This is a genomic window from Streptomyces sp. NPDC030143 (assembly GCF_055573695.1).
In genome coordinates this window covers 137,236-161,922 of record NZ_JBVIAY010000008.1, presented here as the reverse complement: position 1 = coordinate 161,922, position 24,687 = coordinate 137,236, and the positions used below count along the sequence as shown (strand labels likewise).

Annotated in this window: 18 protein-coding genes and 1 tRNA gene; 18 read left to right on the top strand and 1 reads right to left on the bottom strand. The window is 72.4% G+C overall.

Annotation, left to right across the window (positions count from 1 at the left end):
* The first annotated feature begins 133 nt into the window (after positions 1 to 133).
* The 6 genes from ACZ4YY_RS16650 to ACZ4YY_RS16625 all read left to right on the top strand — a co-directional run bounded on the left by ACZ4YY_RS16650 (position 134) and on the right by ACZ4YY_RS16625 (position 4,379).
* Positions 134 to 1,336 (top strand): TadA family conjugal transfer-associated ATPase, encoded by a 1,203-nt coding sequence (locus ACZ4YY_RS16650; protein ID WP_468289858.1) that lies wholly within the window; start codon positions 134 to 136, stop codon positions 1,334 to 1,336.
* 41 nt (positions 1,337 to 1,377) lie between these two features.
* Positions 1,378 to 2,247: a type II secretion system F family protein gene (locus ACZ4YY_RS16645; RefSeq protein ID WP_468289855.1), complete on the top strand. Its 870-nt coding sequence runs from the start codon at positions 1,378 to 1,380 to the stop codon at positions 2,245 to 2,247.
* A gap of 45 nt (positions 2,248 to 2,292) precedes the next feature.
* Positions 2,293 to 3,078: a type II secretion system F family protein gene (locus tag ACZ4YY_RS16640; RefSeq protein ID WP_468289853.1), complete on the top strand. Its 786-nt coding sequence runs from the start codon at positions 2,293 to 2,295 to the stop codon at positions 3,076 to 3,078.
* Positions 3,079 to 3,365: 287 nt separating this feature from the next.
* Entirely contained in the window at positions 3,366 to 3,596 is a 231-nt protein-coding gene (locus ACZ4YY_RS16635; RefSeq protein ID WP_468289850.1) for a DUF4244 domain-containing protein, read from the top strand.
* Positions 3,597 to 3,630: 34 nt separating this feature from the next.
* Positions 3,631 to 3,969, top strand: coding sequence for a TadE family type IV pilus minor pilin (locus ACZ4YY_RS16630; RefSeq protein WP_468289847.1), 339 nt, complete (start codon positions 3,631 to 3,633; stop codon positions 3,967 to 3,969).
* The gene (locus ACZ4YY_RS16625; protein WP_468289844.1) at positions 3,966 to 4,379 is read left to right on the top strand and encodes an Rv3654c family TadE-like protein; all 414 of its coding nucleotides are present in this window, start codon (positions 3,966 to 3,968) and stop codon (positions 4,377 to 4,379) included. The genes ACZ4YY_RS16630 and ACZ4YY_RS16625 overlap by 4 nt, the downstream gene beginning before the upstream one ends.
* A gap of 216 nt (positions 4,380 to 4,595) precedes the next feature.
* Here ACZ4YY_RS16625 and ACZ4YY_RS16620 read toward each other — a convergent pair whose 3' ends face one another.
* On the bottom strand, positions 4,596 to 7,085 hold the full coding sequence (locus ACZ4YY_RS16620; RefSeq protein WP_468289842.1) for a DEAD/DEAH box helicase: 2,490 nt from the start codon (positions 7,083 to 7,085) through the stop codon (positions 4,596 to 4,598).
* Between the two features lie 81 nt (positions 7,086 to 7,166).
* Between ACZ4YY_RS16620 and bldG the strand changes: the two genes are divergently transcribed.
* From bldG to ACZ4YY_RS16560, 12 genes are all read left to right on the top strand, one after another.
* Positions 7,167 to 7,508: an anti-sigma factor antagonist BldG gene (gene bldG, locus ACZ4YY_RS16615; RefSeq protein ID WP_009189842.1), complete on the top strand. Its 342-nt coding sequence runs from the start codon at positions 7,167 to 7,169 to the stop codon at positions 7,506 to 7,508.
* Positions 7,509 to 7,649: 141 nt separating this feature from the next.
* Positions 7,650 to 8,078, top strand: a complete 429-nt coding sequence (locus ACZ4YY_RS16610; RefSeq protein WP_468289839.1) for an ATP-binding protein — start codon at positions 7,650 to 7,652, stop codon at positions 8,076 to 8,078.
* Between the two features lie 375 nt (positions 8,079 to 8,453).
* Positions 8,454 to 10,859 (top strand): sodium-translocating pyrophosphatase, encoded by a 2,406-nt coding sequence (locus ACZ4YY_RS16605; RefSeq protein WP_468289837.1) that lies wholly within the window; start codon positions 8,454 to 8,456, stop codon positions 10,857 to 10,859.
* Positions 10,860 to 11,052: 193 nt separating this feature from the next.
* Positions 11,053 to 11,652, top strand: a complete 600-nt coding sequence (locus ACZ4YY_RS16600) for a small secreted protein (RefSeq protein WP_468289834.1) — start codon at positions 11,053 to 11,055, stop codon at positions 11,650 to 11,652.
* Between the two features lie 27 nt (positions 11,653 to 11,679).
* Positions 11,680 to 13,206 carry a DUF7059 domain-containing protein gene (locus tag ACZ4YY_RS16595; RefSeq protein WP_468289831.1) on the top strand — a complete coding sequence of 509 codons (1,527 nt, stop codon included), beginning with the start codon at positions 11,680 to 11,682 and terminating at the stop codon, positions 13,204 to 13,206.
* A gap of 96 nt (positions 13,207 to 13,302) precedes the next feature.
* On the top strand, positions 13,303 to 13,488 hold the full coding sequence (locus ACZ4YY_RS16590) for a hypothetical protein (protein WP_468289828.1): 186 nt from the start codon (positions 13,303 to 13,305) through the stop codon (positions 13,486 to 13,488).
* A 143-nt stretch (positions 13,489 to 13,631) separates the two neighbouring features.
* Positions 13,632 to 13,829 (top strand): hypothetical protein, encoded by a 198-nt coding sequence (locus ACZ4YY_RS16585; RefSeq protein WP_468289825.1) that lies wholly within the window; start codon positions 13,632 to 13,634, stop codon positions 13,827 to 13,829.
* Positions 13,830 to 14,248: 419 nt separating this feature from the next.
* A complete protein-coding gene (gene topA, locus ACZ4YY_RS16580; RefSeq protein WP_468289823.1) occupies positions 14,249 to 17,071 on the top strand; it encodes a type I DNA topoisomerase in 2,823 nt (940 codons plus the stop codon).
* Between the two features lie 266 nt (positions 17,072 to 17,337).
* Positions 17,338 to 20,652 carry a dTMP kinase gene (tmk, locus tag ACZ4YY_RS16575; RefSeq protein ID WP_468289820.1) on the top strand — a complete coding sequence of 1,105 codons (3,315 nt, stop codon included), beginning with the start codon at positions 17,338 to 17,340 and terminating at the stop codon, positions 20,650 to 20,652.
* 82 nt (positions 20,653 to 20,734) lie between these two features.
* Positions 20,735 to 21,940: a DNA polymerase III subunit delta' gene (locus ACZ4YY_RS16570; RefSeq protein ID WP_468289818.1), complete on the top strand. Its 1,206-nt coding sequence runs from the start codon at positions 20,735 to 20,737 to the stop codon at positions 21,938 to 21,940.
* Positions 21,941 to 22,186: 246 nt separating this feature from the next.
* A complete protein-coding gene (locus tag ACZ4YY_RS16565) occupies positions 22,187 to 23,758 on the top strand; it encodes an alpha/beta hydrolase (protein ID WP_468289815.1) in 1,572 nt (523 codons plus the stop codon).
* A gap of 270 nt (positions 23,759 to 24,028) precedes the next feature.
* Positions 24,029 to 24,102: transfer RNA gene (locus tag ACZ4YY_RS16560), tRNA-Thr, on the top strand.
* Positions 24,103 to 24,687 lie beyond the last annotated feature (585 nt).

Sequence of the window (24,687 nt, the reverse complement as noted above, 5' to 3'; positions counted from 1 at the left end):
GCCGGGCGGTGGGGCGGTCATGTGGGCGCGGTCCGGTCGCGAAGGCGGGGTTCGGTCGTCGGCGGTTCGGTCGTCGGCGCGGAGATCGCAGGGATGAGTGAAGAGGCCCTGTCGTGGGTCGAGAGGGGGGCGTATGAACGTCGGATTCGAACAGGCGTGGTCGCGAGGGAACGGGGCACTGCTGGACGGCGTTCGGCAGTGGCTGGCGGAGAGCGGTGCCGAACCGACACCCGCGCGCGTGGCGCAGGCGCTGCGGGAACAGGGGCGGGTCCTCGGGGACGCGGAGATCCTCGGCGCGGCCGAGCACCTGCGCTCCGAGCTGATCGGCAGCGGTCCCCTGGAGCCGTTGCTCACCGACCCCTCGGTGACCGACGTGCTGGTGTCGGCCCCGGACCGGGTCTGGGTCGACCGAGGCGGCGGCCTGGAACTGACCGCCGTGTCCTTCCCGGACGCGGCCGCCGTGCGGCGACTCGCCCAGCGGCTGGCCGCGGTGGCCGGTCGGCGCCTGGACGACGCCCGGCCCTGGGCGGACGCACGGCTGCCCGACGGGACCCGGTTGCACGCGGTGCTGCCCCCGGTCGCCGTGGGCTGCACCTGTCTGTCGCTGCGGGTCGTCCGGCCGCGGGCCTTCACCCTCGGCGAACTGGTCACCGCGGGCACGGTGCCGCCGGGCGGGGACCGGGTGCTGCGGGCCCTGCTGCGGGCCCGGTTGTCCTTCCTGGTCAGCGGGGGCACGGGCAGCGGCAAGACGACCCTGCTCAGTGCCCTGCTGGGGCTGGTCGGGCCGGGCGAGCGGATCGTGCTCGCCGAGGACTCGGCGGAGCTGCGCCCCGATCATCCGCACGTCGTCCGACTGGAGACCAGACCCGCCAACCAGGAGGGAGCCGGACTCGTCTCGCTCGAGGACCTGGTCCGGCAGGCCCTGCGGATGCGGCCTGACCGGCTGGTGGTGGGCGAGGTGCGCGGGCCGGAGGTCGTCCACCTGCTGGCCGCGCTCAACACCGGCCACGAGGGCGGCTGCGGGACGGTCCACGCGAACGCCGCCGCGGACGTTCCGGCCCGTCTCGAGGCGCTCGGCACGGCGGCCGGGCTCGACCGGGCCGCCCTGCACAGCCAGGTGGCGGCCGCGCTGTCGGTGGTCCTGCACCTGGTCCGTGACCCGGCCGGACGGCGCCGGATCGCCGAGGTGCACGTGCTGGAGCGCGATCACGCCGGGTTGGTGCGGACGGTGCCGGCGCTGCGATGGCGGCCCGACGCCTTCGCCCGCGAGCGGGGCTGGGAGCGGCTGAGGGAGTTGCTGCGGGGCGAGTGGAGTGAGGGGAGCGAGGAGGAGTGAGGGGCGCGTGGAGGAGTGAGCCGGACGGGACGGAGGCAGTGATGAGCGCATGGGGTGAGGTGCCGATGGGCGCGGCCGTGGCCTGCGTCGGCGCGGCGATCTGGCTGTGGGGCGGACCGTACTCGGCGGCCCGGCGAGCCCAGTTGCTGCTCGCGGGGGGCGGGGCGGTCGGCAGTGGGCCTCCGTCGTGGCAGGACCTCGCCGGTGAGCTGCGGCGGGTGCGCGGGCGCTGGCGACCGGAGTGGTGGCCGCTGGTCGTCGGAGTGGCCGTGGCGCTGGCGGGGGCCTCGGTGCTGCCGGTCGTCGCGGGGGCGGCCGGAGTGCCCCTGGTGCGCCGGATGCGGCGGGCTCGTGAGGCGCGCCGGGCGGAGGAGGGCCGCGGGGACGCCGTGATCGCGCTGTGCGCGGCACTCGCCGGGGAGGTGCGGGCGGGGTGCCAGCCGGGGGAGGCGTTGCAGCGGGCCGCGCGTGACCGCGGAGGGCTGGGCGGGGCGCAGTCCGCGGTTCTTGCGGCGGCACGGTTCGGCGGGGACGTGCCCGGTGCGCTCGCGGCTGCGGCCCGCCTGCCGGGGGCCGACGGGCTGCTGGGGCTCGCCGCCTGCTGGCGGGTGGCCGTCGACCAGGGTGCCGGTCTCGCCGACGGACTCGACCGCCTCGAAGGTGCGTTGCGCGCCGAGCGTGACCAGCGGGCCGACCTGAGGGCCCAGTTGGCGGGCGCTCGCTCCACGGCGGTGATGCTCGCCGGCCTGCCGGTCCTGGGGCTCCTCCTCGGAACGGCGCTCGGCGCGGATCCGCTGCACGTCCTGCTGCACACCGGTGCGGGGCTGGGGTGCCTGCTCGTCGGCGGCGCGCTGGAGGCCCTGGGGATGTGGTGGGCGGTGCGGATCGTGCGCGGCGCGGAGGGCGCGTGAGGCAGGGGAACGAGCTGCGGTGGTTCGAAGGGAGAGCAAGGCGGAATGAGTGCGGAACTTGTCCACAGGCTGGGGGCGGCGGTGGGGATCGCGTGCGCCCTGGGGTGGACGGCGCGGTGGCTCAGGGCCGCCCGGCGTGAACGCAGGACCCGGCAGCGGCTGGCCGACGCGCTGGCCGGCTCGGGGCCGGAGGAACCCACACGTCCCCGGGTGCGGGAGACCGTTCGGCGGTGGTTGCCCGAGGTGGCGGTGGTGGGCGCCGGATGGGCGGTGGGCGGTGGAGTCGTCGGCCTCGTCCTGGGACTGATCGGCGCGGTGGGCTTGTGGCGGTGGCGCCGCCGACGGCAGGCGGCCGACTCCGTGAGTGATGCCGACGCACGGGTCGCGGCCCGACAACTTCCCCTGGCGGCGGACTTGTTGGCTGCCTGCATCGCGGCGGGAGCCGGTCCGGTGACAGCGGCCCAGGCAGTCGGCGAGGCGCTGGGCGGCCCGGTCGGTGAAGGGCTGGCGCGGGGGGCCGCCGAGGTGCGGTTGGGCGGCGAACCGGCCACTGCCTGGCGGAGGTTGGCCTTGGCGCCGGGCGCGTCCGACCTGGCCCGACTGCTGGAGCGGGCCGACGTGTCCGGACTTCCGGCGGCCGGACCGGTCGCCCGACTCGCCGCCGACGCCCGCGCCGACCGGGCGCGAGCCGGGACGGCGCGTGCCCGCCGGGCCGCCGTCATGGTCACCGCCCCGGTCGGACTGTGCTTCCTGCCGGCCTTCATCGCGGTGGGCATCGCACCCGTCGTGATCGGACTGGCGGGCGGGGCGCTGGGAGGGGGTGGTCCGTGACGGACGGACGGCCCATGACAGAGGCGAGGACAGCTCGCGCCCCGCCCCATCAGGGGTCGGCAGCCCCACCGACCAGGGCCGACTGGCCGGGGCCGACCGGCCAGGACTGACCGGCCAGGGCCGACCGGCCAGGACGACCGTCAGGACCGAGCGAGCACAGCTGAGCCCGACCGACCAGATCCAGCCGGCCAAGACCGACCGGCCAAGCACACCGACACAACTGACACAACCGACACATGAAGACCGACGAATCTCGACCAACGGGACCAGACCCGACGGGGGTTGCAATGAACAAGGTGGTACGGGCGCGGGTGCGTGCCCTGGTGGGCAGGATGCGCAGGACGTTTCGGATGCGGACAGCCGCACGGCGGGACGCCGGAATGGTGACGTCCGAGTACGCGATGGGCATCGTCGCGGCCGTGGCGTTCGCGGTGCTCCTCTACAAGGTGCTGACGAGCGACGTGGTCACCGCGCAGTTGCACGACATCGTGAGGCGAGCGCTCAGTGCGGGCGCGTGAGCACGGAAGGACGCGTCGAGGGGACCGGGGGTTCGTGACGGCGGAGTCGGCCGTGGTGCTACCGGTGCTGGTGGCGTTCACGATGGCGTTGGTGTGGGGGCTGCTCGTGGTGGCCGCCCGGATCCAGTGCGTGGACGCGGCCAGGACCGGCGCCCGCGCGGCGGCCCGGCAGGACCCGGCCGGCGCGGTCGTCGCGCTGACCCGCGCCGCGGCGCCGAGCGGGGCGCGGGTGTCGGTCAGCCGGGAGGGCGATCAGGTGCGGGTGGTGGTCGTGGCGCAACCGCCGGTGCTGCGGGGCCTGCCGTTCGAGGTGCGGGAGGAGGCCGTGGCGGTGGCGGAGGGCACGGACGCGGGCGCGGGGGCCGGGTCATGAGGTGCGGTGGGGGCCGGAGTGCCGGTGGGAGGCGGTGTCGGGGCTCCGACCGGGGCTCGGCCACCGTGTGGAGTCTCGGCGCGCTCGCCGTGCTGTGCCTGGTGTTCGCCGTCCTGATCGCCCTCGGGCAAGCCGTCGTCGCCCGTCACCGGGCCGCCGGCGGCGCGGATCTCGCGGCCCTGGCGGCGGCCGACCACTGGGCGGACGGTTCAGCGGCGGCCTGCGCCCGGGCCGACCGGGTGGCCCGGGCCCAGGGCGCGCGGTTGGTGCGGTGCGTGGTGGTGGGACAGATCTCGGACGTGACGGCCGCCTCGGGACGGGGACCGTTCACCGCTGAGGCGAGGGCACGCGCGGGACCTGCGGTGGCTCGATCGCCCACGGTTGCCGATCCGGTGCCCCCGGAGCCCTGACCACCGGTCTACGCCCCCCGGCAGCAGCCTGCCCCCCGGCAGCAGCCTGCCCCTCGGCCCCTCGGCCCCTCGAGCAACCCTGCGCGTCGGCCCCGTCGGTCCCCTCGCCGCACCCCTGACAGCCGGCCTCCTCCTCGCCCCCCTCTCTCTGTTTCCCTGACCGCCCGCTGCACCCCGGCTCCTCTCAGCAGCACTCGGCCTTCCCCCTCCCGCTCGCTACTCGGCCACCCCGCCCCCCTTCGTCCCCTCGTCCTTCTGCTCCGGCGCCCCCCGCAGCAGTTCCGTCAGCAGCCGTACCGCCCCCCTCTTGTGCAGCGGCTCGTTGCCGTTGCCGCACTTGGGGGACTGGATGCAGGACGGGCAGCCGGCGTCGCACTCGCAGGAGGCGATGGCCTGGCGGGTGGCGGTCAGCCAGGCGCGGGCGGTGTGGAAGGCGCGCTCCGCGAAGCCCGCGCCGCCGGGGTGGCCGTCGTAGACGAACACGGTCGGCAGCAGGGTGTCGGGGTGCAGCGGGACGGAGACGCCGCCGATGTCCCAGCGGTCGCAGGTCGCGAAGAGGGGCAGCATGCCGATCGACGCGTGCTCGGCGGCGTGCAGGGCACCGCCGAGGATCTCCGGGTCGATGCGGGCGGCGTCCAGCTGGTCCTCGGTGACCGTCCACCACACGGCGCGGGTCCGCAGCGTACGAGGAGGGAGGTCGAGCTTCGACTCGCCCAGCACTTCGCCGGTGATGACACGCCGACGCAGGAAGGAGACCACCTGGTTGGTGACCTCGACGGAGCCGTAGCACAGGCGGCCGTCCCCCCAGGGGATCTCGATGTCCGTCTCCAGGACGGAGACCGACGTCGTGTCGCGGGCGACCGTCGCATACGGCGGGCTGGCCTCCTCGACCAGGGCGACCGAGTCCTCCAGGTCGAGTGACCGCACCAGGTACGTGCGGCCCTGGTGCAGATGGACGGCGCCCTCGTGGACGGTCGTGTGGGCGGCGCTCTCGTCGACCGTGCCGAGCAGCCGGCCCGTGCCCTCCTCGACGATCTGCACCGGCCGGCCGCCCTCGCCGCGGATGTCGGTGAGGTCGGCGGCCCTCTCCCGGCGCGTCCAGTGCCAGGCCTTCGTCCGGCGGCGCAGCAGCTTCGCGGCCTCCAACTGCGGCAGCAGTCCCTCGGTCTCGGGTCCGAACAGCGCCAGGTCGTCGTCCGTCAGCGGGAGTTCCGCCGCGGCCGCGCACAGGTGCGGGGCGAGGACGTAGGGGTTGTCGGGGTCCAGGACCGTCGACTCCACGGGGCGGTCGAACAGGGCTTCCGGGTGGTGGACGAGGAAGGTGTCCAGCGGGTCGTCGCGGGCGACGAGCACCGCCAGCGCCCCCTGTCCGGCGCGGCCCGCCCGGCCGGCCTGCTGCCACAGGGACGCGCGGGTGCCCGGGTAGCCGGCGATCAGGACGGCGTCCAGGCCGGAGACGTCGATGCCGAGCTCCAGGGCGGTGGTCGCGGCGAGACCGAGGAGTTCACCGGAGTGGAGGGCCTGTTCGAGGGCGCGGCGCTCCTCGGGCAGGTAGCCGCCCCGATAGGCCGCGACACGCCGGGCCAGTGAGCGGTCGACCTCCCTGAGGCGCTCCTGGGCGATCACGGAGATCAACTCGGCGCCGCGCCGGGAGCGGACGAAGGCGACCGTGCGCACGCCCTGCACGGCGAGGTCGGTGAGCAGGTCGGCCGTCTCGGCGGTCGCGGTGCGGCGGACGGGGGCGCCCTTCTCGCCCTGCATCTCGGTGAGCGGCGGCTCCCAGAGGGCGAACACCAGTTCACCGCGCGGGGAGGCGTCGTCGGCCACCTCGACGACCGGCAGACCGGTGAGGCGCCCGGCCGCCACAGCGGGCTCGGCCGCCGTCGCGGAGGTCAGCAGGAAGACGGGAGAGGAGCCGTAGCGGGCACACAGACGGCGCAGTCGGCGCAGCACCTGGGCGACATGGGAGCCGAAGACACCGCGATAGGTGTGGCATTCGTCGATGACGACGTAGCGCAGCGACTTCAGGAAGGAGGACCAGCGGGGGTGGGAGGGGAGGATGCCGCGGTGCAGCATGTCGGGGTTGGTCAGGACGTAGTTTGCGTACTGGCGGATCCACTCGCGTTCCTCGACCGGGGTGTCGCCGTCGTACACGGCTGGGCGTACGGCGGTGCCGAGAGGTTGTGAAAGTTTCTTCACGGACCGGCACTGGTCCGCCGCGAGGGCCTTGGTGGGGGCGAGGTAGAGCGCGGTGGCACCTCGGCCGTTCGGAGCCTCGGAACCGTCCAGGAGCGTCGAGAGGACCGGGACGAGGTACGCCAGCGACTTGCCCGACGCGGTGCCCGTGGCGACGACCACCGACTCGCCGTCGAGGGCGTGCTCGGCGGCGCGGGCCTGGTGCGCCCAGGGGTGCTCGATGCCGCACGCCTGTACGGCCGCGATCACTTCTGGGCGAATCCGGTCAGGCCAGACGGCATGGCGGCCCGCGCGCGGGGGCAAGTGCTCCGTATGAGTGATGCGCGAAGCCCGGCTCGGTCCCGGGGCGAGCCGGTCCAGGACCGCCGCCGGGGACAGGCGGGGCGCGGCCTCGGCCGGGGGTCGATCGGGTCGGTGATTCTTGGCCATCGGCACCGAGTGTGTCACTGGCGTGACGGACAATGGAGCCAAGGCGTCGTGCACGCCTGCCGGTAAGTGATTGAATGCCATCGCGGCTGGCGAACCGTCCCGGGGGCTCCTGCCGAGGTGTCCCGAGGGGCGACCGCTCGATAGCAAGGTGCTGGAGGATCCGTGGACCTGTCCCTGTCGACCCGTACCGTCGGCGATCGTACGGTCGTCGAGGTCGGTGGCGAAATCGACGTATATACCGCGCCCAAGCTGCGCGAGCAGCTGGTCGAGCTGGTGAACGACGGGAATTTCCACCTCGTCGTCGACATGGAGGGCGTGGACTTCCTCGACTCCACCGGACTCGGCGTGCTGGTCGGCGGCCTGAAGCGAGTGCGTGCCCACGAGGGCTCGCTGCGCCTGGTGTGCAACCAGGAGCGCATTCTGAAGATCTTCCGCATCACCGGTCTCACCAAGGTGTTCCCGATCCACACCTCGGTCGACGAAGCGGTGGCGGCCACCGACTGACCATCCGATCGACCACTGACTGATCCGCGCTCCGGGCACGAGAACAGCCGCGCCCGGGCCGGCAGCACAGTTGAACCCTGGGGGGCCGGGCTTCGGCGGCCCGGCCTCCCGACAGCACGCCCGTAGTTCGGAGGGGGATGCATGGCCACCGTTGAACTCCGCTTCAGCGCGCTGCCCGAGCACGTCAGGACCGCCCGGTTGGTGGCGGCAGCGGTGGCGCGCAGGGCCGGAGTGGACGAGGCCGTCCTCGACGAGGTCAGGCTCGCCGTCGGCGAGGCCTGCTCCCGTGCCGTCGGACTGCACCAGAACGGTGGCATCACCGCGCCGGTGAAGGTGTCGCTCATCGAGGAGGAGAAGCAGTTCTCCATCGAGGTCGGCGACGAGGCGCCGCACGCGGTCCCGGGTGATCCCGGTTCCGGCGCCGAGGCCGACGTGGAGGCCGAGGAGGACGAGATGGGCCTCGCGGTCATCAGCGGCCTCGTCGACGACGTCGAGGTCACCGCCGGGGAGCACGGGGGTCTGATCCGCATGACCTGGCCGACCACACCGGCCATCGTGCCGCCGGCCTGACCGCGGCACCGCACCCGGCGCCCGCCCCCGGTGGCGCTGCCGATCCCGGTGCGCCATCCCCTCGCTCCCACTTGTCTGAGAAGGGCCCCCACCCGTGGGGCCCTTCGTCATGTGCGGACCACGCGGACCCCGTTTACAGTGGTTGCCAGGAAGTGAATCTTGAAATGCCGCCGATGGCCGGCGCCCGAGTGAATCTTGGCGAGTGAATCTTGTCGTGAATTCGTGAATCAGTTCACGAGGCGGAATGCCTCCAAGGCATTAGCCACCGCTTCGCGCACGACGGCGAATTCCATTTACCGCGCACTGTTTTGATCAGGTTCCGGTACCTACAATCCGTCCACATCTTGAGCTCAGCCCAAGCGTCAAGGAGGACGAATGGCGGGGCTTTCTACCCCTCATCGGTTGGACCACCCCACAACCTTCGCAGCCGCCGTGCTGACCGACGGAAACCGCCTGCTCGTGGTGGTCATCGGGGTCGTCGCACTGGCTGCGCTCGTGGTCGCGGGCGTGCTTCTGCGCCAGGTGCTCGCGGCCGGCGAGGGCACCGACAGCATGAAGAAGATCGCGGCAGCGATCCAGGAAGGCGCCAACGCCTATCTGGCCCGGCAACTGCGCACCCTCGGCGTATTCGCCGTCGTGGTGTTCTTCCTGCTCATGCTGCTGCCCGCGGACGACTGGAATCAACGCGCCGGACGATCAGTGTTCTTCTTGATCGGTGCGGCGTTCTCGGCGGCCACCGGCTATATCGGCATGTGGCTCGCCGTGCGCAGCAATGTGCGCGTCGCCGCGGCGGCTCGGGAAGCGACTCCCGCGGAAGGTGAACCGGAAAAGGATCTCACCACCGTCTCGCACAAAGCGATGAAGATCGCATTTCGCACGGGTGGCGTCGTCGGCATGTTCACGGTGGGGCTCGGTCTGCTCGGAGCCTCCTGTGTGGTGCTGGTGTACGCGGCCGACGCGCCGAAGGTCCTGGAGGGCTTCGGTCTCGGCGCGGCGCTCATCGCGATGTTCATGCGGGTCGGCGGCGGCATCTTCACCAAGGCCGCCGACGTCGGCGCCGACCTGGTCGGCAAGGTCGAACAGGGCATTCCGGAGGACGATCCGCGCAATGCGGCGACCATCGCCGACAACGTGGGCGACAACGTCGGCGACTGCGCGGGCATGGCCGCCGACCTCTTCGAGTCCTACGCCGTCACCCTGGTGGCCGCACTGATCCTCGGCAAGGCGGCCTTCGGCGACGCCGGACTCGCCTTCCCCCTTCTGGTGCCCGCCATCGGCGTGCTCACGGCGATGATCGGCATCTTCGCGGTGGCGCCGCGCCGTACCGACCGCAGCGGCATGTCCGCGATCAACCGGGGCTTCTTCATCTCCGCGGTGATCTCGCTCGCGCTGGTCGCCGTGGCCGTGTTCGTCTACCTCCCGGGCAGCTACGCGGACCTCGACGGCGTCACCGACACGGCGATCCTGGGCAAGAACGGCGACCCACGGATCCTCGCCCTCGTCGCGGTGGCGATCGGCATCCTCCTGGCCGCCGTCATCCAGCAGCTGACGGGCTACTTCACCGAGACCACCCGCCGCCCGGTGCGCGACATCGGCAAGACGTCGCTGACCGGCCCGGCCACGGTCGTGCTCGCCGGCATCTCCGTCGGCCTCGAATCGGCCGTCTACACCGCCCTGTTGATCGGCCTGGGCGTGTACGGGGCGTTCCTGCTCGGCGGTACGTCGATCATGCTGGCGCTGTTCGCGGTGGCCCTGGCCGGCACCGGTCTGCTCACCACGGTCGGCGTGATCGTCGCGATGGACACCTTCGGGCCGGTCTCCGACAACGCTCAGGGCATCGCCGAGATGTCCGGCGACGTGCAGGGCGCGGGCGCGCAGGTGCTCACGAACCTCGACGCCGTCGGCAACACCACCAAGGCCATCACCAAGGGCATCGCCATCGCCACCGCCGTCCTCGCGGCGTCGGCGCTGTTCGGGTCGTACCGCGACGCGATCACCACCGGCGCGCAGGACGTGGGTGAGCGGCTCTCCGGCGAGGGCGCGCCGATGACCCTGATGATGGACATCTCCCAGCCCAACAACCTCGTCGGCCTGATCGCGGGCGCGGCGGTCGTCTTCCTCTTCTCCGGACTGGCGATCAACGCGGTGTCGCGGTCGGCCGGGTCCGTGGTGTTCGAGGTGCGGCGGCAGTTCCGCGAGCACCCCGGGATCATGGACTACAGCGAGAAGCCGGAGTACGGCAAGGTCGTCGACATCTGCACCCGCGACGCCCTGCGGGAGCTCGCCACGCCCGGGCTGCTCGCGGTGATGGCGCCGGTCTTCGTCGGGTTCACGCTCGGCGTCGGCGCCCTCGGCGCGTATCTGGCGGGCGCGATCGGGGCGGGCACGCTGATGGCGGTGTTCCTCGCCAACAGCGGTGGCGCCTGGGACAACGCCAAGAAACTCGTCGAGGACGGCCATCACGGCGGCAAGGGCAGCGAGGCGCACGCGGCCACGGTGATCGGCGACACGGTCGGTGACCCCTTCAAGGACACCGCCGGACCCGCGATCAACCCGCTGCTGAAGGTCATGAACCTGGTGGCGCTGCTCATCGCGCCCGCCGTGATCAAGTTCAGCTACGGCGACGACGCCAGCGTCGGCGCGCGGGTCGTGATCGCGGTCCTGTCGCTCGCCGTGATCGTCGGCGCGGTGTACGTGTCCAAGCGGCGCGGCATCGCCGTGAGTGACGAAGACAACGCCCGAGCCGCGTCCAAGTCGGGCGATCCGGCGGTGGTTTCGTAGGGCCTCCGGAGGCTCCCAGCTCAAAGGGCGGGCGGACGGCGCGTGTTGACGCGTCGGCCGCCCGTCTCGTTGCGCACCGGGCCGTGCCGTGAGCCTTCTCTCTCATCGTGCAAATGGACCCATGGGTCCTCATAACGGGCATTCGTCCTGGGGTTGTCGCCCGCTCTGCGTGTATGTTCCGGGGCCGAGAGCCATGGAAGGGACCAATCCGGTGAACAAGAAGCTCGCGGCCGCACTGTCCGGCGGTGCGGTACTGGTACTGGCGCTGTCGGGATGCAGCAGCGACGACGGCAACAAGGAGCTCGACGCCTGGGCCAAGCAGGTCTGCGACGCGCTGCCCGCCCAGGACGCCAAGGTCGACGCGGCCAACGACGCGATCAAGAAGGCCGCCACGGACAGCAACGCCCCCACGAACGTCCAGAAGACCGACTCGCAGGCCTTCCAGGACATGTCCGACGCCTACAAGGCGCTCGCGCAGACCGTCCAGCAGGCCGGGCCGCCCCCCGGCGTCGACGACGGCGAGAAGAAGCAGCAGGACGCCGTCACGGCCCTCAACGGCCTTTCCACCTCCTACGCCGGCCTGAAGAAGAAGGTCGACGCGCTCGACACCAAGGACCAGGGGAAGTTCGCCGACGGCCTCCAGGACATCGCCACCGAGCTGGGCAAGCTCAGCAAGAGCGGCAACACCGCCCTGAAGAACCTGGAACAGGGCGACGTCAAGAACGCCATGGCCCAGCAGGACAGCTGCAAGAGGGTCGCGGCACAGGCGTCCGCCCGCGCCACCACCGGCTGACGGCACACGGGCGGCGGGCGGGACACAATGGGTGGCGTGAGTAACGCCACCCTGTCCCCCCTGCCCTCCGCCGACCTCCCCGACGTCGCCGCCAGGCTGCGCGAGGCCCTGATCGCGGCCTCCTTCACCGCCGACGGCCTCCTCGAGCTGCTCGGCGCCCCCGCGTACGCGGCCCTCGCCCGCAGCGAGACCGTGCCCGCCCTGCGGGCGACCCGCGGGGACACGCCGCTGGAGACGCTCGTACGGCTGTTCCTGCTCCAGCAGCCGGTGCCACGCGCGCGCGTGGAGGGCGTTCTGCCCGTGCACGCGTGCGTGGAGAGCGGCTGGCTGCGGCCCGCGGGGACGGACGACCTCGCCGCGACCGTCGACGTACGGCCCTACGGCGGGCCGGGCGGCGAGGACTGGTTCATCGTGTCCGACCTGGGATGCGCGGTCGGCGGTGCCGGCGGCATCGGCAGCCGCGACGAAGGCGTCGTCCTGGGCGTCGGCGGCGCGTCCACGACCCTCGCCGGGATCACCGTCCGCACGCCCGTGGCCTGCGCCCTCGACCTCGGCACCGGCTCCGGGATCCAGGCGCTGCACGCCGCACGGCACGCCACGCGCGTGACGGCGACCGACCTCAACCCGCGCGCGCTGCACATCACCGCCCTCACGCTCGCCCTGTCCGGCATGCCGGCCGCCGACCTGCGCGAGGGCTCGTTGCTCGAGCCGGTCCGCGACGACGAGACGTTCGACCTGATCGTCTCCAACCCGCCGTTCGTCATCTCGCCGGGCGCCCGGCTGACCTACCGCGACGGCGGGATGGGCGGGGACGATCTGTGCCGGTCGCTCGTTCAACAGGCGGGGGAACGGCTGAACGTGGGCGGGTTCGCTCAGTTCCTCGCCAACTGGCAGCACGTCGAAGGGGAGGACTGGCAGGACAGGCTCAGGTCATGGGTGCCGCGCGGGTGCGACGCGTGGATCGTGCAGCGCGAGGCACAGGACATCACGCAGTACGCCGAGCTGTGGCTCAGGGACTCCGGCGACCACCGGGGCGACCCGGACGAGTACCGCGCGCTGTACGACGCGTGGCTGGACGAGTTCGAGGCGCGCAAGGTGAAGGCCGTCGGGTTCGGCTGGATCACCTTGCGCAGGACGGACTCCGACGAGCCCGTCATCACCGTGGAGGAGTGGCCGCACCCGGTCGAACAGCCGCTCGGCGACACCGTGCGGGCGCACTTCGAGCGCCTCGACCACCTGCGCGCGCACGACGACGCGGCGCTGCTCGCCGGACACTTCCGGCTCGCTCCCGAGGTCGTGCAGGAGCAGGTCGGCCTGCCCGGCGCCGAGGACCCGGAGCACGTCGTGCTGCGCCAGAACCGAGGCATGCGCCGGGCCACCAAGGTGGACACGGTCGGCGCGGGCTTCGCCGGGGTGTGCGACGGCTCGCTGAGCGCCGGCCGCATCCTGGACGCCATCGCCCAGCTCGTCGGCGAGGACCCGGTGCTGCTGCGCGACCGCACCCCGGCCCAGATCCGGCTGCTGGTGGAGCAGGGCTTCCTGGACCCGGCCTGAGCCGATCCGCGGGCGGCGCAACCCGGACCGCGCGCACCGCACCGGGTGATCGGAACTGCTCGAACGGCGGGCCGGGTGATCGGAAGTGCTCGAGCGATGGCCGAATTGGTCGGTGAGAAGGGTGCCGACAACGTGACGGAGTCGCGCGGCGACAAATTCCAGTCGTTCCGGGCGCCCGCTTACGAGCGCCTCACCAAGATCCAGTCCAAGGTGACCTGGGCGGACAAGGGAAAGACGACGGGAATGACACCCGCGCCCGATACGGTCCCGGAGCGGCCGTGACCACGGCCCGCCGGTCTGCGGTGACCCGCCGCCCCCACTCGTCGACCGGTCGTTCACCCGGGGTTCTCCCGGGCGCCGCCCGCGCGTGTCAGCCTCGCTGGGCCAGGACACGCGCGGGTGGGAGACAAGGGGCGCAGACGATCATGGAGAGTGCGTCGGCGGTCTTCGCCGGATTGGTGTTCGCGCTGTTCGGGGGCGGTTTGCTGGCCTGGACGGCGGTTCGTGTCCGGCAGCGCCGGCCCGTCGCCCATGGTGTGAGCCCCGTCGCATCGGCGACCCTCGCGACCTGTGCCGCGGTCGCCGCCCTGACCGCCGCGGCGTGGTGCCTCACCCGCCTGTGAAGAGTCGTCCGACAGCCACGGCAGATCTTGCAGAGGTCCGCGTGAGAACCGCGTAGGGGCGCTCGGGCGGATAATTGACAGGGTGGGCTCCGGACCGGCGGAAAAGAGTCGGTCGACACTCGGGGCGGCAGGAATGGCGGTAGTCGGGTTACCGTTCGAGTGGCCGTTGCGGGCTTTTCCCGTTTGACACGGGGGCGGGATGTACCGTCACACTCCGCAACGTCACCAGCGAGTGAACCGAAGGGACGCGGTGGTGCCGAGGGTGCGAACGCGCAAAGGCCCGAAGTGAGGGCCGAGCACGATCGCCGACTCGACACCGGATGTAGCGTCCTGGAGGCGAGCGAGCCATTGGAAAGGTGTCCCGACCCCGGGAGCAAGGCCTGGGGAGGCCCCAGCGTCGACCGGAGAGAAGAGCGAAGTTGTCCCCGACCAGCGAGACCGCGAAGGGCGGCCGCCGACTCGTCATCGTCGAGTCGCCTGCCAAGGCGAAGACGATCAAGGGGTATCTCGGCCCCGGATACGTTGTCGAGGCGAGCGTCGGGCACATCCGCGACCTCCCCAACGGCGCCGCGGAGGTGCCGGAGAAGTACACCGGTGAGGTACGCCGTCTCGGCGTGGACGTCGAGCACGACTTCGAGCCGATCTATGTCGTCAACGCCGACAAGAAGGCGCAGGTCAAGAAGCTCAAGGACCTGCTGAAGGAGTCTGACGAGCTCTACCTCGCCACCGATGAGGACCGCGAGGGCGAGGCCATCGCGTGGCACCTCCAGGAAGTGCTCAAGCCCAAGGTCCCGGTCAAGCGGATGGTCTTCCACGAGATCACCAAGGCCGCGATCCAGGCTGCCGTGGCCAACCCGCGCCAGCTCAACCAGAAGCTGGTCGACGCCCAGGAGACCCGCCGCATCCTCGACCGTCTCTACGGCTACGAGGTCTCGCCGGTCCTGTGGAAGAAGGTCATGCCGCGCCTGTCGGCCGGCCGTGTCCAGTCCGTCGCCACCCGGCTCGTGGTGGAGCGGGAACGCGAGCGCATCGCGTTTCGTTCTGCGGAGTACTGGGACCTGACGGGCACCTTCGCGACCGGCCGCGCGGGGGACCCCTCGGACCCGTCGTCGCTGGTCGCGCGCCTGCAGACCGTCGACGGCAGGCGGGTCGCGCAGGGCCGCGACTTCGACTCCCTCGGACAACTGAAGAGCGCGAACATCCTCCACCTCGACGAGGCGAACGCCCGCGCCCTGGTCGTCGCCCTGGAGAACACCCGGTTCTCCGTGCGGTCGGTCGAGTCGAAGCCGTACCGCCGCTCGCCGTACGCCCCGTTCCGGACGACGACGCTCCAGCAGGAGGCCAGCCGCAAGCTCGGCTTCGGCGCGAAGGCCACGATGCAGGTCGCGCAGAAGCTGTACGAGAACGGCTTCATCACGTACATGCGTACGGACTCCACGACGCTGAGCGACACCGCGGTCGCCGCCGCCCGCGCCCAGGTCACGCAGCTGTACGGCGCCGACTACCTGCCGGACCGGCCGCGCACCTACGCCGGCAAGGTCAAGAACGCGCAGGAGGCGCACGAGGCGATTCGCCCTTCGGGTGATCGTTTCCGCACCCCGGCCGAGACGGGCCTGACCGGCGACCAGTTCAGGCTCTACGAGCTGATCTGGAAGCGGACCGTCGCCTCCCAGATGAAGGACGCGACCGGCGACAGCGTCACCGTGAAGATCGGCGGCACCGCCGCCGACGGCCGCGACGTCGAGTTCAGCGCCTCCGGCAAGACGATCACCTTCCACGGCTTCCTGAAGGCCTACGTCGAAGGCGCCGACGACCCGAACGCCGAGCTGGACGACCGCGAGCGCCGCCTGCCCCAGGTCGGCGAGGGCGACGCCCTCACCGCCGAGGAGATCACGGCCGACGGGCACGCCACCAAGCCCCCGGCCCGCTACACCGAGGCCTCGCTGGTCAAGGAGCTGGAAGAGCGGGAGATCGGCCGCCCCTCGACGTACGCGTCGATCATCGGCACGATCCTCGACCGCGGCTACGTCTTCAAGAAGGGCACGGCACTGGTGCCGTCGTTCCTCTCCTTCGCCGTGGTCAACCTTCTGGAGAAGCACTTCGGGCGGCTCGTCGACTACGACTTCACCGCCAAGATGGAGGACGACCTCGACCGCATCGCGCGCGGTGAGGCGCAGGCCGTGCCGTGGCTGAAGCGGTTCTATTTCGGTGAGGGCACGGTCGAGGGCGTGGCCGCCGACGCCGGCAACGGCGACGGGGACCACCTCGGTGGCCTCAAGGAGCTGGTGACCGACCTGGGCGCGATCGACGCGCGCGAGGTGTCGTCGTTCCCGGTCGGCAACGAGATCGTGCTGCGCGTCGGCCGCTACGGCCCGTACATCGAGCGCGGTGAGAAGGACTCCGAGAACCACCAGCGGGCGGACATCCCGGAGGACCTCGCTCCCGACGAGCTGTCCGTGGAGCTGGCGGAGGAGCTGCTCGCCAAGCCGAGCGGCGACTTCGAACTGGGCACCGACCCGGCCACCGGCCACCAGATCATCGCCAGGGACGGCCGCTACGGCCCGTACGTCACCGAGGTGCTCCCCGAGGGCACCCCGAAGACCGGCAAGAACGCGGTCAAGCCGCGCACGGCGTCCCTGTTCAAGTCGATGGCGCTGGACACGGTGACGCTCGACGACGCACTGCGGCTCATGTCGCTGCCGCGGGTCGTCGGCACGGACGCCGAGGGTGTCGAGATCACCGCGCAGAACGGCCGCTACGGCCCGTACCTGAAGAAGGGCACGGACTCGCGGTCGCTGCAGGCGGAGGACCAGATCTTCACGATCACCCTCGACGAGGCGCTCCAGATCTACGCCCAGCCCAAGCAGCGCGGCCGGGCCGCCGCCAAGCCGCCGCTGAAGGAGCTGGGCGCCGACCCGGTCAGCGGCAAGCCGGTCGTCGTCAAGGACGGCCGCTTCGGGCCGTACGTCACCGACGGGGAGACCAACGCGACCCTGCGCTCCGGCGACAGCGTCGAGACGATCACTCCTGAGCGTGGTTTCGAGCTCCTCGCCGAGAAGCGGGCGAAGAGTCCCGCGAAGAAGACGGCGAAGAAGGCGCCCGCGAAGAAGACCGCGGCGAAGAAGGCCGCGCCGGCCAAGAAGACGGCCGCCAAGAAGACCGCGGCGAAGACGACGACCGCCGCGGCCAAGAAGACGACGACGCGCAAGGCGACGGCCTCGAAGGCGGCGTCGGAGGACTGAGCGCGGCGCGGGGCGGCCGGGGGGCCGGGCTTTCTCGCCCGGCTCCACCCGGCGGGCACGACGTTTCTGATCGGGCACAAGGGGCGTTCCCGCCCCGGTCGTGCCCGGACACCGCGGCTGAGCGTGTCCCCGGGTGGCCGGTTCTCTCCACGAAGGCTTCACCCCTGCTTCGCGACATGCGCGCCCCGGCATCACATCGGTGTCGGGGTGTGCGCACCTGTGGACGGGTCACCCGGGCCGTCAGCCGCTGCCGATAGGCTGAAAGCATGACGCGAGCCGAGCAGCCAACGGCCCATCACCCGGCACCGGACGACGCCCTGGTGGCGGACTCCCGCGAGCGCGCCGTCCGCGCCCTGCTGCGCCAGCCGCAGCTCAAGCGGTTGTGGAGCGCGCAGTTGGTGAGCGGCGTCGGAGACGCCCTCGCCCTCCTGGTGCTCGTCCTCCTCGTCCTCCAGGCGGCGGTCGCCGGAGGCTCCTTCGGAGGCGGCTACCGAGGAGTGGCGTTCGCGGTGGCGACCGTCTTCGGGGTGCGCATTCTCGCCACCCTGCTCTTCGGCGCCGTCCTCCTCGGACCACTCACCTCGCTCACCGCGCCGGAGGGTCCGCTCGACCGCCGCTGGACCATGGTCGCCGCGGACGGCGTGCGTGCCGCCCTGCTGATCGTCGCCCCGCTGTGGATCGACTGGACGCCCGACGACGCCCTGGTCCTGCTTCTGGTCACCGTGTTCGTGGCCGGGGTCGCCGAGCGGTTCTGGACCGTCGCCCGCGAGGGCGCCGCCCCCGCGCTGCTGCCCGAGCCGCCCCCGGAAGGCGCGACCGTGCGGCCGCTGCCGGACCACATGGACGCCCTGCGCCGGCTGTACCTGCGGACCGGATTCCTGGCGATCCCGGTCGGCGCGGCCACCCTGCTCGCCGCCGCATTGTTCAACAATCTGCTCGGTGCCGGAATCGACTGGTTCGCCCAGCACCAGGCGGCCCTCCCGTCGTACGTCGCCGGGGGACTGTTCGCCGGTTCGCTGTCCGTCGTGGTGTTCCTGGAACTGCCCGGCACGCGCACCCCCCGCGCGCGGTCCCCGCTCGAGGGACTGCGCCGGCCGAAGACGGCCACCGGTGTCGAGGCGGGCCGCACAGGTGCGATCCCGCTGCTGGTCCTCGCCTGCGCGGCTGTCGCCGGCGCGACCGCCGCGGCCGTGGCCGTGGCGGTGCTGCACGCCAAGGACCTCGGCGGCGGCCCGGTCCTGTACGGACTGTTCGTGCTCGCCCTGACCGGCGGAGTCGTCGTCGGCATCCGCACGGCGCCGAAGGTGCTGGTCTCGCTGTCGCGGCGCCGGCTGCTCGCGCTGGCGATCGCCTTCACCGGTGTCGCGCTGCTCGCGGCCGGGCTGGTCCCGGACGTCACCTCGGTGCTGCTGATCCTCGTCCTGGCCGGTGTCGGCGCCGGCGTGGCTGCCAACACCGGACACGCCCTGCTCGACCAGGAGACCGAGGACCACCGCCGCGCGCGCGTGACGGAACACCTGCACGCGGTCGTACGGGTCCTGGTCGCACTCGGCGCGCTGGCCGCCCCGCTGGTGGCCGGGCTGATCGGCCCGTACCGGCTGCAGAGCGGCAAGTTCGTCTTCGCCCACGGCGGCGCCGCGTTCACGCTGATGCTGGTCGGCGCGCTGCTGCTGCCCGTGGCCGCGCTGGTGCTGGCCAAGGTCGACGACCGCTCCGGCGTGCCCCTGCGGCACGACCTGCGGGACGCGCTCCTCGGGGGCGACGACCCGGAGCAGGGCCAGACGGCGAACGGCTTCTTCATCGCCCTGGAGGGCGGCGACGGCGCCGGCAAGTCCACCCAGGCCGAGGCGCTCGCCGAATGGATCAGGGCCAAGGGCCACGAGGTCGTCCTCACCCGCGAGCCGGGCGCCACACCCGTCGGCAAGCGGCTGCGGTCGATCCTGCTGGACGTCTCCAGCGCCGGACTCTCCCACCGCGCGGAGGCGCTGCTGTACGCGGCGGACCGCGCCGAGCACGTCGACACGGTCGTGCGGCCCGCCCTCGAGCGCGGCGCCGTGGTGATCACCGACCGATACATCGACTCGTCCGTCGCCTACCAGGGCGCCGGCCGTGACCTGTCGCCGACCGAGATCGCCCGGATCTCGCGCTGGGCGACGAACGGACTGGTGCCGCATCTGACGGTGCTGCTGGACGTCTCCCCGGAGACCGCCCGCGAGCGCTTCACGGAGGCGCCGGACCGGCTGGAGTCGGAGCCGGCAGAGTTCCACGCGCGCGTGCGCTCCGGTTTCCTCACCCTTGCCGCCGCCGACCCCGGGCGCTACCTGGTCGTCGACGCCGGCCAGGAGCCCGAGGCCGTCACCGCGACCGTCCGACACCGGCTCGACCAGCTGCTGCCGCTGTCCGAGGCCGAGATCAGGGCCCAGGAGGAGGCGCGGAAGAAGGCCGAGGAAGAGGCCCGCAAGAAGGCCGAGGAGGAGGCCCGGCGCAAGGCCGAGGAGGAGCGTCTGGAGCGCGAGCGCCAGGAGCAGCTCGCCCGGCTGCGCGCCGAGGAGGAGGAGCGCAAGCGACGCGAGCTGGAGGAGGCGCAGCGCCGCGAGGCCGAACGGCAGGCCGAGGAGGCCCGGCAGCGGGCCGAGGAGGCACGCCGGCGCGCGGAGGAGGAGCGTGCGCGCCTCCTCGCCGAGGAGAAGGCCCGCGCCGAGGAGGAAGTCCGCCGCAAGGCGGAGGAGGAGCGGCGCCGCAAGCAGGCCGCGGAGGAGGCCCGGCTGCGCGCCGAGGCCGAGGCCCTGCGCCTGGAGAAGCAGCGGAAGGCCGAGGAGGCGCTGCTGCGGGCCGAGCAGGCGCGGCGTGCGGCGGAACAGGCCGCCGCGGCGGCCCAGGCCGGCCCGAGGCCGACCCCGCCCCCAGCCCCGGGCATCGGGCCGGACGCGGCGACCGTGCCCACGCCGGTGGTGACGCCGACCAACGCCTCGGGCGGCCCGGTCGAGGAGACGGCGGTCCTGCCGCGCGTACGGATGGACAAGGAACCGGAACCCGGGACTCGGGGGAAGGCCGAACGCGCCGGTGCCTCCGCCGGGCCCGACGCCGATGTGACGGCCGAACTGCCGCAGCCGCTGACCCCTCCCGCGCCCGCCGGCGCGGCCGACGAGACGGCCGCGCTGCCGCCGGTGCCCCCCGTCGGGCCGGCCGACGAGACCGCGGTGCTGCCTCCGGTACGGGAGGGCGGCGGCGTCGACGAGACGGCCGTGCTGCCGCCGGTGAAGCCCTCCGGGCCCGCCGGCAGGGCGGCCGGACGGCCTCCCGTCTCCGGTGAGCGGCCGGTCGACCGGGTGCCGCCGGGGTACTTCCGCGACGAGCCGGTGGACGCCGGCCCGGACGGATCCGAGGACCGCACCCGCGAGCTGCCGCAGGTCGACGAGGAGGGCGCGCCGCGGCGACGCCCCCGGTCCGACTGGGCCGAGGAGACTCCCCTGGACGACCTGCCGTCGCTCGCGGACGAGCTGCTCGGCCCGCACCGCGACGACGACGGGTTCGACGAAGGGCAGGGCGGCGGCGGTCGCGGGCGGGGCCGGCGGCGCTGAAGCCCTGCCCCGGGGCGTTGTCAGTGGGTGCCCCCACAATGGAACCCGCAAGACGAACCGTGAGGAAAGGGCGGCGTGACCCATGACCGTGTGGGACGACCTCGTCGGGCAGGAGAAGGTGAGTGAGCAGCTCGCCGCCGCTGCCCGGGACGCCGACGCGCTCGTCACCGCGGCCGCCACCGGCACGCCGCCGCCCGAGGCGTCGAAGATGACGCACGCCTGGCTGTTCACCGGCCCGCCCGGCGCGGGCCGCACCCAGGTGGCGCGGGCCTTCGCGGCCGCACTGCAGTGCGTGAGCCCCGACCGGGCCCTCGGCGGGGCCCTCGGTTGCGGCTTCTGCGACGGCTGCCACACGGCCCTCATCGGCACGCACGCCGATGTCAGTACCGTCGCCGCCGTGGGCACGCAGATCCTCGCCGAGGACATGCGCGACACGGTCCGCAAGTCCTACACCTCGCCGGCCACCGGCCGCTGGCAGGTGATCCTCGTCGAGGACGCCGAGCGGCTGAACGAGAAGTCGGCCAATGCCGTCCTCAAAGCCGTGGAAGAGCCGGCCCCGCGTACGGTCTGGCTGCTGTGCGCGCCGTCCCTAGAGGACGTGCTGCCCACCATCCGTTCCCGCTGCCGGCACCTCAACCTGCGCACGCCCTCCGTCGAGGCCGTCGCCGACATGCTCGTACGGCGCGAGGGCATCGAGCCCGACGTCGCCGCGGCGGCCGCCCGCGCCACCCAAGGGCACGTCGACCGGGCCCGGCGCCTGGCCACCGACCCGGCCGCGCGCGAGCGCCGCGCCGCCGTGTTGAGACTTCCGCTGCGCGTCGAGGACATCGGCGGCTGCCTGAGGGCCGCCCAGGAGCTGGTCGACGCGGCGGCCGAGGACGCCAAGCAGCTCGCCGAGGAGAAGGACGCCAAGGAGACCGAGGAGCTGAAGGCCGCACTGGGCGCGGCCCAGGGCGGCCGGATGCCGCGCGGCACGGCGGGCGTCATGAAGGACCTGGAGGACAAGCAGAAGCGCCGCAGAACCCGCACCCAGCGCGACAGCCTCGACCTCGCCCTCACCGACCTCACGGCTTTCTACCGTGACGTCCTCGCCCTCCAGCTCGGCTCCCGCATCGCCCTCGCCAACACGGACGCCGAGGACGCCCTGGAGCGGCTCGCGCGCGGCAGCAGCCCCGAGTCGACACTCCGCCGGATCGAGGCCATCGGCGCGTGCAGAGACGCCCTCGACCGCAACGTGGCACCGCTGCTGGCGGTGGAGGCGATGACGATGGCGCTGAGATCGGGCTGATGGCGCTGAGATCGGGCTGATCGGGGCGGAGCCTGGCTGATCGCGGGCTGGGCCCGGGTGATCGGGACGCAGGCCTGCTGATGACCGGGACCCGGGGTTGGCTGATCGGTGCTGGTGGGACTCGCTGATCGGACCCCCAGCCCCGCCGATCGGGTGCTGCGAACCGCCGGGTTGACGGGGTCCCCCGTCCGTGGCGTCATGTGTACACTGCGCGATCGAACAGTGGCTCAGCGTTACGCTCGCGGAATGCACATCAGGCGCACCTCCCGCAGATCCCGGACCGGTGTCACCCTCCTCGCCCTCATGGCGCTGCTGGTGTCGGCCTGCTCCGCCACGGGCTCGACGAACAGCACCAGTCCGGCCGTGGCGGAGGCCGCACTGGCGGCGCTGCCGTCGGCCACGCCGTCGGCGCTCGCGCCGTACTACGGGCAGAAGCTGCGCTGGCGCGGCTGCGGTGCCCCCGGATTCGAGTGCGCCACCATGAGGGCGCCGCTCGACTACGCGCGCCCCGGCGCCGGGGACATCCGGCTCGCCGTGGCTCGGAAGAAGGCGACCGATCCGGGCGAGCGGATCGGTTCGCTGCTGGTCAACCCTGGCGGACCGGGTGGTTCCGCGGTCGGCTACCTCCAGCAGTACGCCGGCATCGGCTACCCGGCCGCGATCCGCGCCCGCTACGACATGGTCGCCGTAGACCCGCGGGGCGTGGCCCGCAGCGAGCCCGTGAAGTGCCTCGACGGGAGGGAGATGGATGCGTACACGCAGACCGACGTCACCCCCGACGACCAGCGGGAGACCGACCGCCTCGTCGCTGCCTACCAGCAGTTCGCGGAGGGCTGCGGCGCCCGGTCGGCGCGCCTGCTGCGCCATCTCTCCACCGTCGAGACGGCCCGTGACATGGACATCCTGCGCGCGGTGCTGGGGGACCGGCGGCTGACGTACGTGGGCGCGTCGTACGGGACCTTCCTCGGGGCGACGTACGCGGGGCTGTTCCCCGACCGGGTGGGACGGCTGGTGCTGGACGGTGCGATGGACCCGTCGTTGCCCGCGCGCAGGCTGAACCTGGACCAGACGGCGGGCTTCGAGACGGCGTTCCGGTCGTTCGCCAAGGACTGCGCGCGGCGGTCCGACTGCCCGCTGGGCACACGGGCGGGTGCCGTCGGCACGAACCTCAAGGCCTTCTTCGACAGGCTCGACGCGCGACCCCTGTCCACGGGCGACGCCGACGGCCGCAGGCTCACCGAATCCCTCGCGACCACCGGCGTGATCGCCGCGATGTACGACCAGAGCACCTGGGAGCAGCTGCGTGAGTCGCTGACCTCGGCGATCCGCGAGAACGACGGCGCCGGGCTGCTCGTCCTCTCCGACAGCTACTACGAGCGCGACGCCGGCGGCGGCTTCTCCAACCTGATGTTCGCCAACGCGGCCGTGAACTGCCTCGACCTGCCATCCGCCTTCGACGGCCCCGACGACGTGCGCAGGGCGCTGCCCGCCTTCGAGAAGGCGTCCCCCGTCTTCGGGAAGAGTCTCGCCTGGGCGGCCCTGAACTGCGCGTACTGGCCGGTCGCGCCCACCGGCGAGCCGCAGCGCATCGAGGCGCGGGGCGCCGCCCCGATCGTCGTGGTCGGAACCACCCGCGACCCGGCGACCCCCTACCCCTGGGCCCGTTCCCTGGCCGGCCAGCTCTCCTCCGGCCGCCTCCTCACCTACGAGGGCGACGGCCACACCGCCTACGGCCGCGGCAGCGCCTGCGTCGACGCGGCGATCAACGCGTACCTCCTCCGCGGCACCCCACCGACGAACGGAAAGCGCTGCTCCTAGGGGTGTTTCGAAAGTCCTGTGCGGTGCCCGCGGTGTCCGGTGCGTGCTCTCGGCGTGCCGGACGAAAGCGCTCGTACTGGATGCACTCGGGTTTTCGGCCGGTGCGGCGAGAGGGCGTGCCGGGCGCCGTGGGTGCTGTGCGGGACTTTCGAAATACCCCCTAGTCCGGCCCCCACCCCCGGACCGACACCTCCGGGGGTGGTACGGAGCACCCCCGGAAACTGTGTAGACTTACCGACGTTGCTGATCGCACCATGGTGTGGACAGCGCGCCGCCTTAGCTCAGATGGCCAGAGCAACGCACTCGTAATGCGTAGGTCTCGGGTTCGAATCCCGAAGGCGGCTCTTCCGAAGCCCAGCCCAGACATTGTCTGAGCTGGGCTTTTGCTTGAGCGCATGGGGCGGCGACCTCGAGCGGACCCTGCGCCAGTCTCAGTTTTGGCCTCAGGCGCGAGTTCCGGCGCTGGCATGAAGTGGCTCTCATGCGGCGCGTTGCATCCTCCGACAGGTGCGATAGTCCTCTGCGCTTATCGGCGAGTCTGACTGATCAGGGTGTGCCGCAGAACCTCTGATCGTCGGCATGTCCACCCCGAGTTCGTTCAGGTCGTGCTGGCGGCGTGGCGCATCCCGTCGTACAGGCGGCGGTCGTCGATCCTGGTCCCTCTGAGTTGCTCTTCGAACTCGGCCCGGTCCGTGCAGGTCGAGGGGACGACCATCCGGCCGGGTGAAGAGGGCCTTGCATGCGCCCGCCGCGCCGCGCAGGGCGAGCACGTGGGTGCGGTCGATGGCGCTGCGGCTGTGCCGCATACAGAGCGGGTGGTGGTACGGGGAGACGGCCTGCGCGCCGACTGCCATGCGTCCGTTACGGCGCGTTCTGCGAACTGTCGCCAAGTGCTGGACAGGTGGGTCATGCTGAGGTGCCTGGCCAGT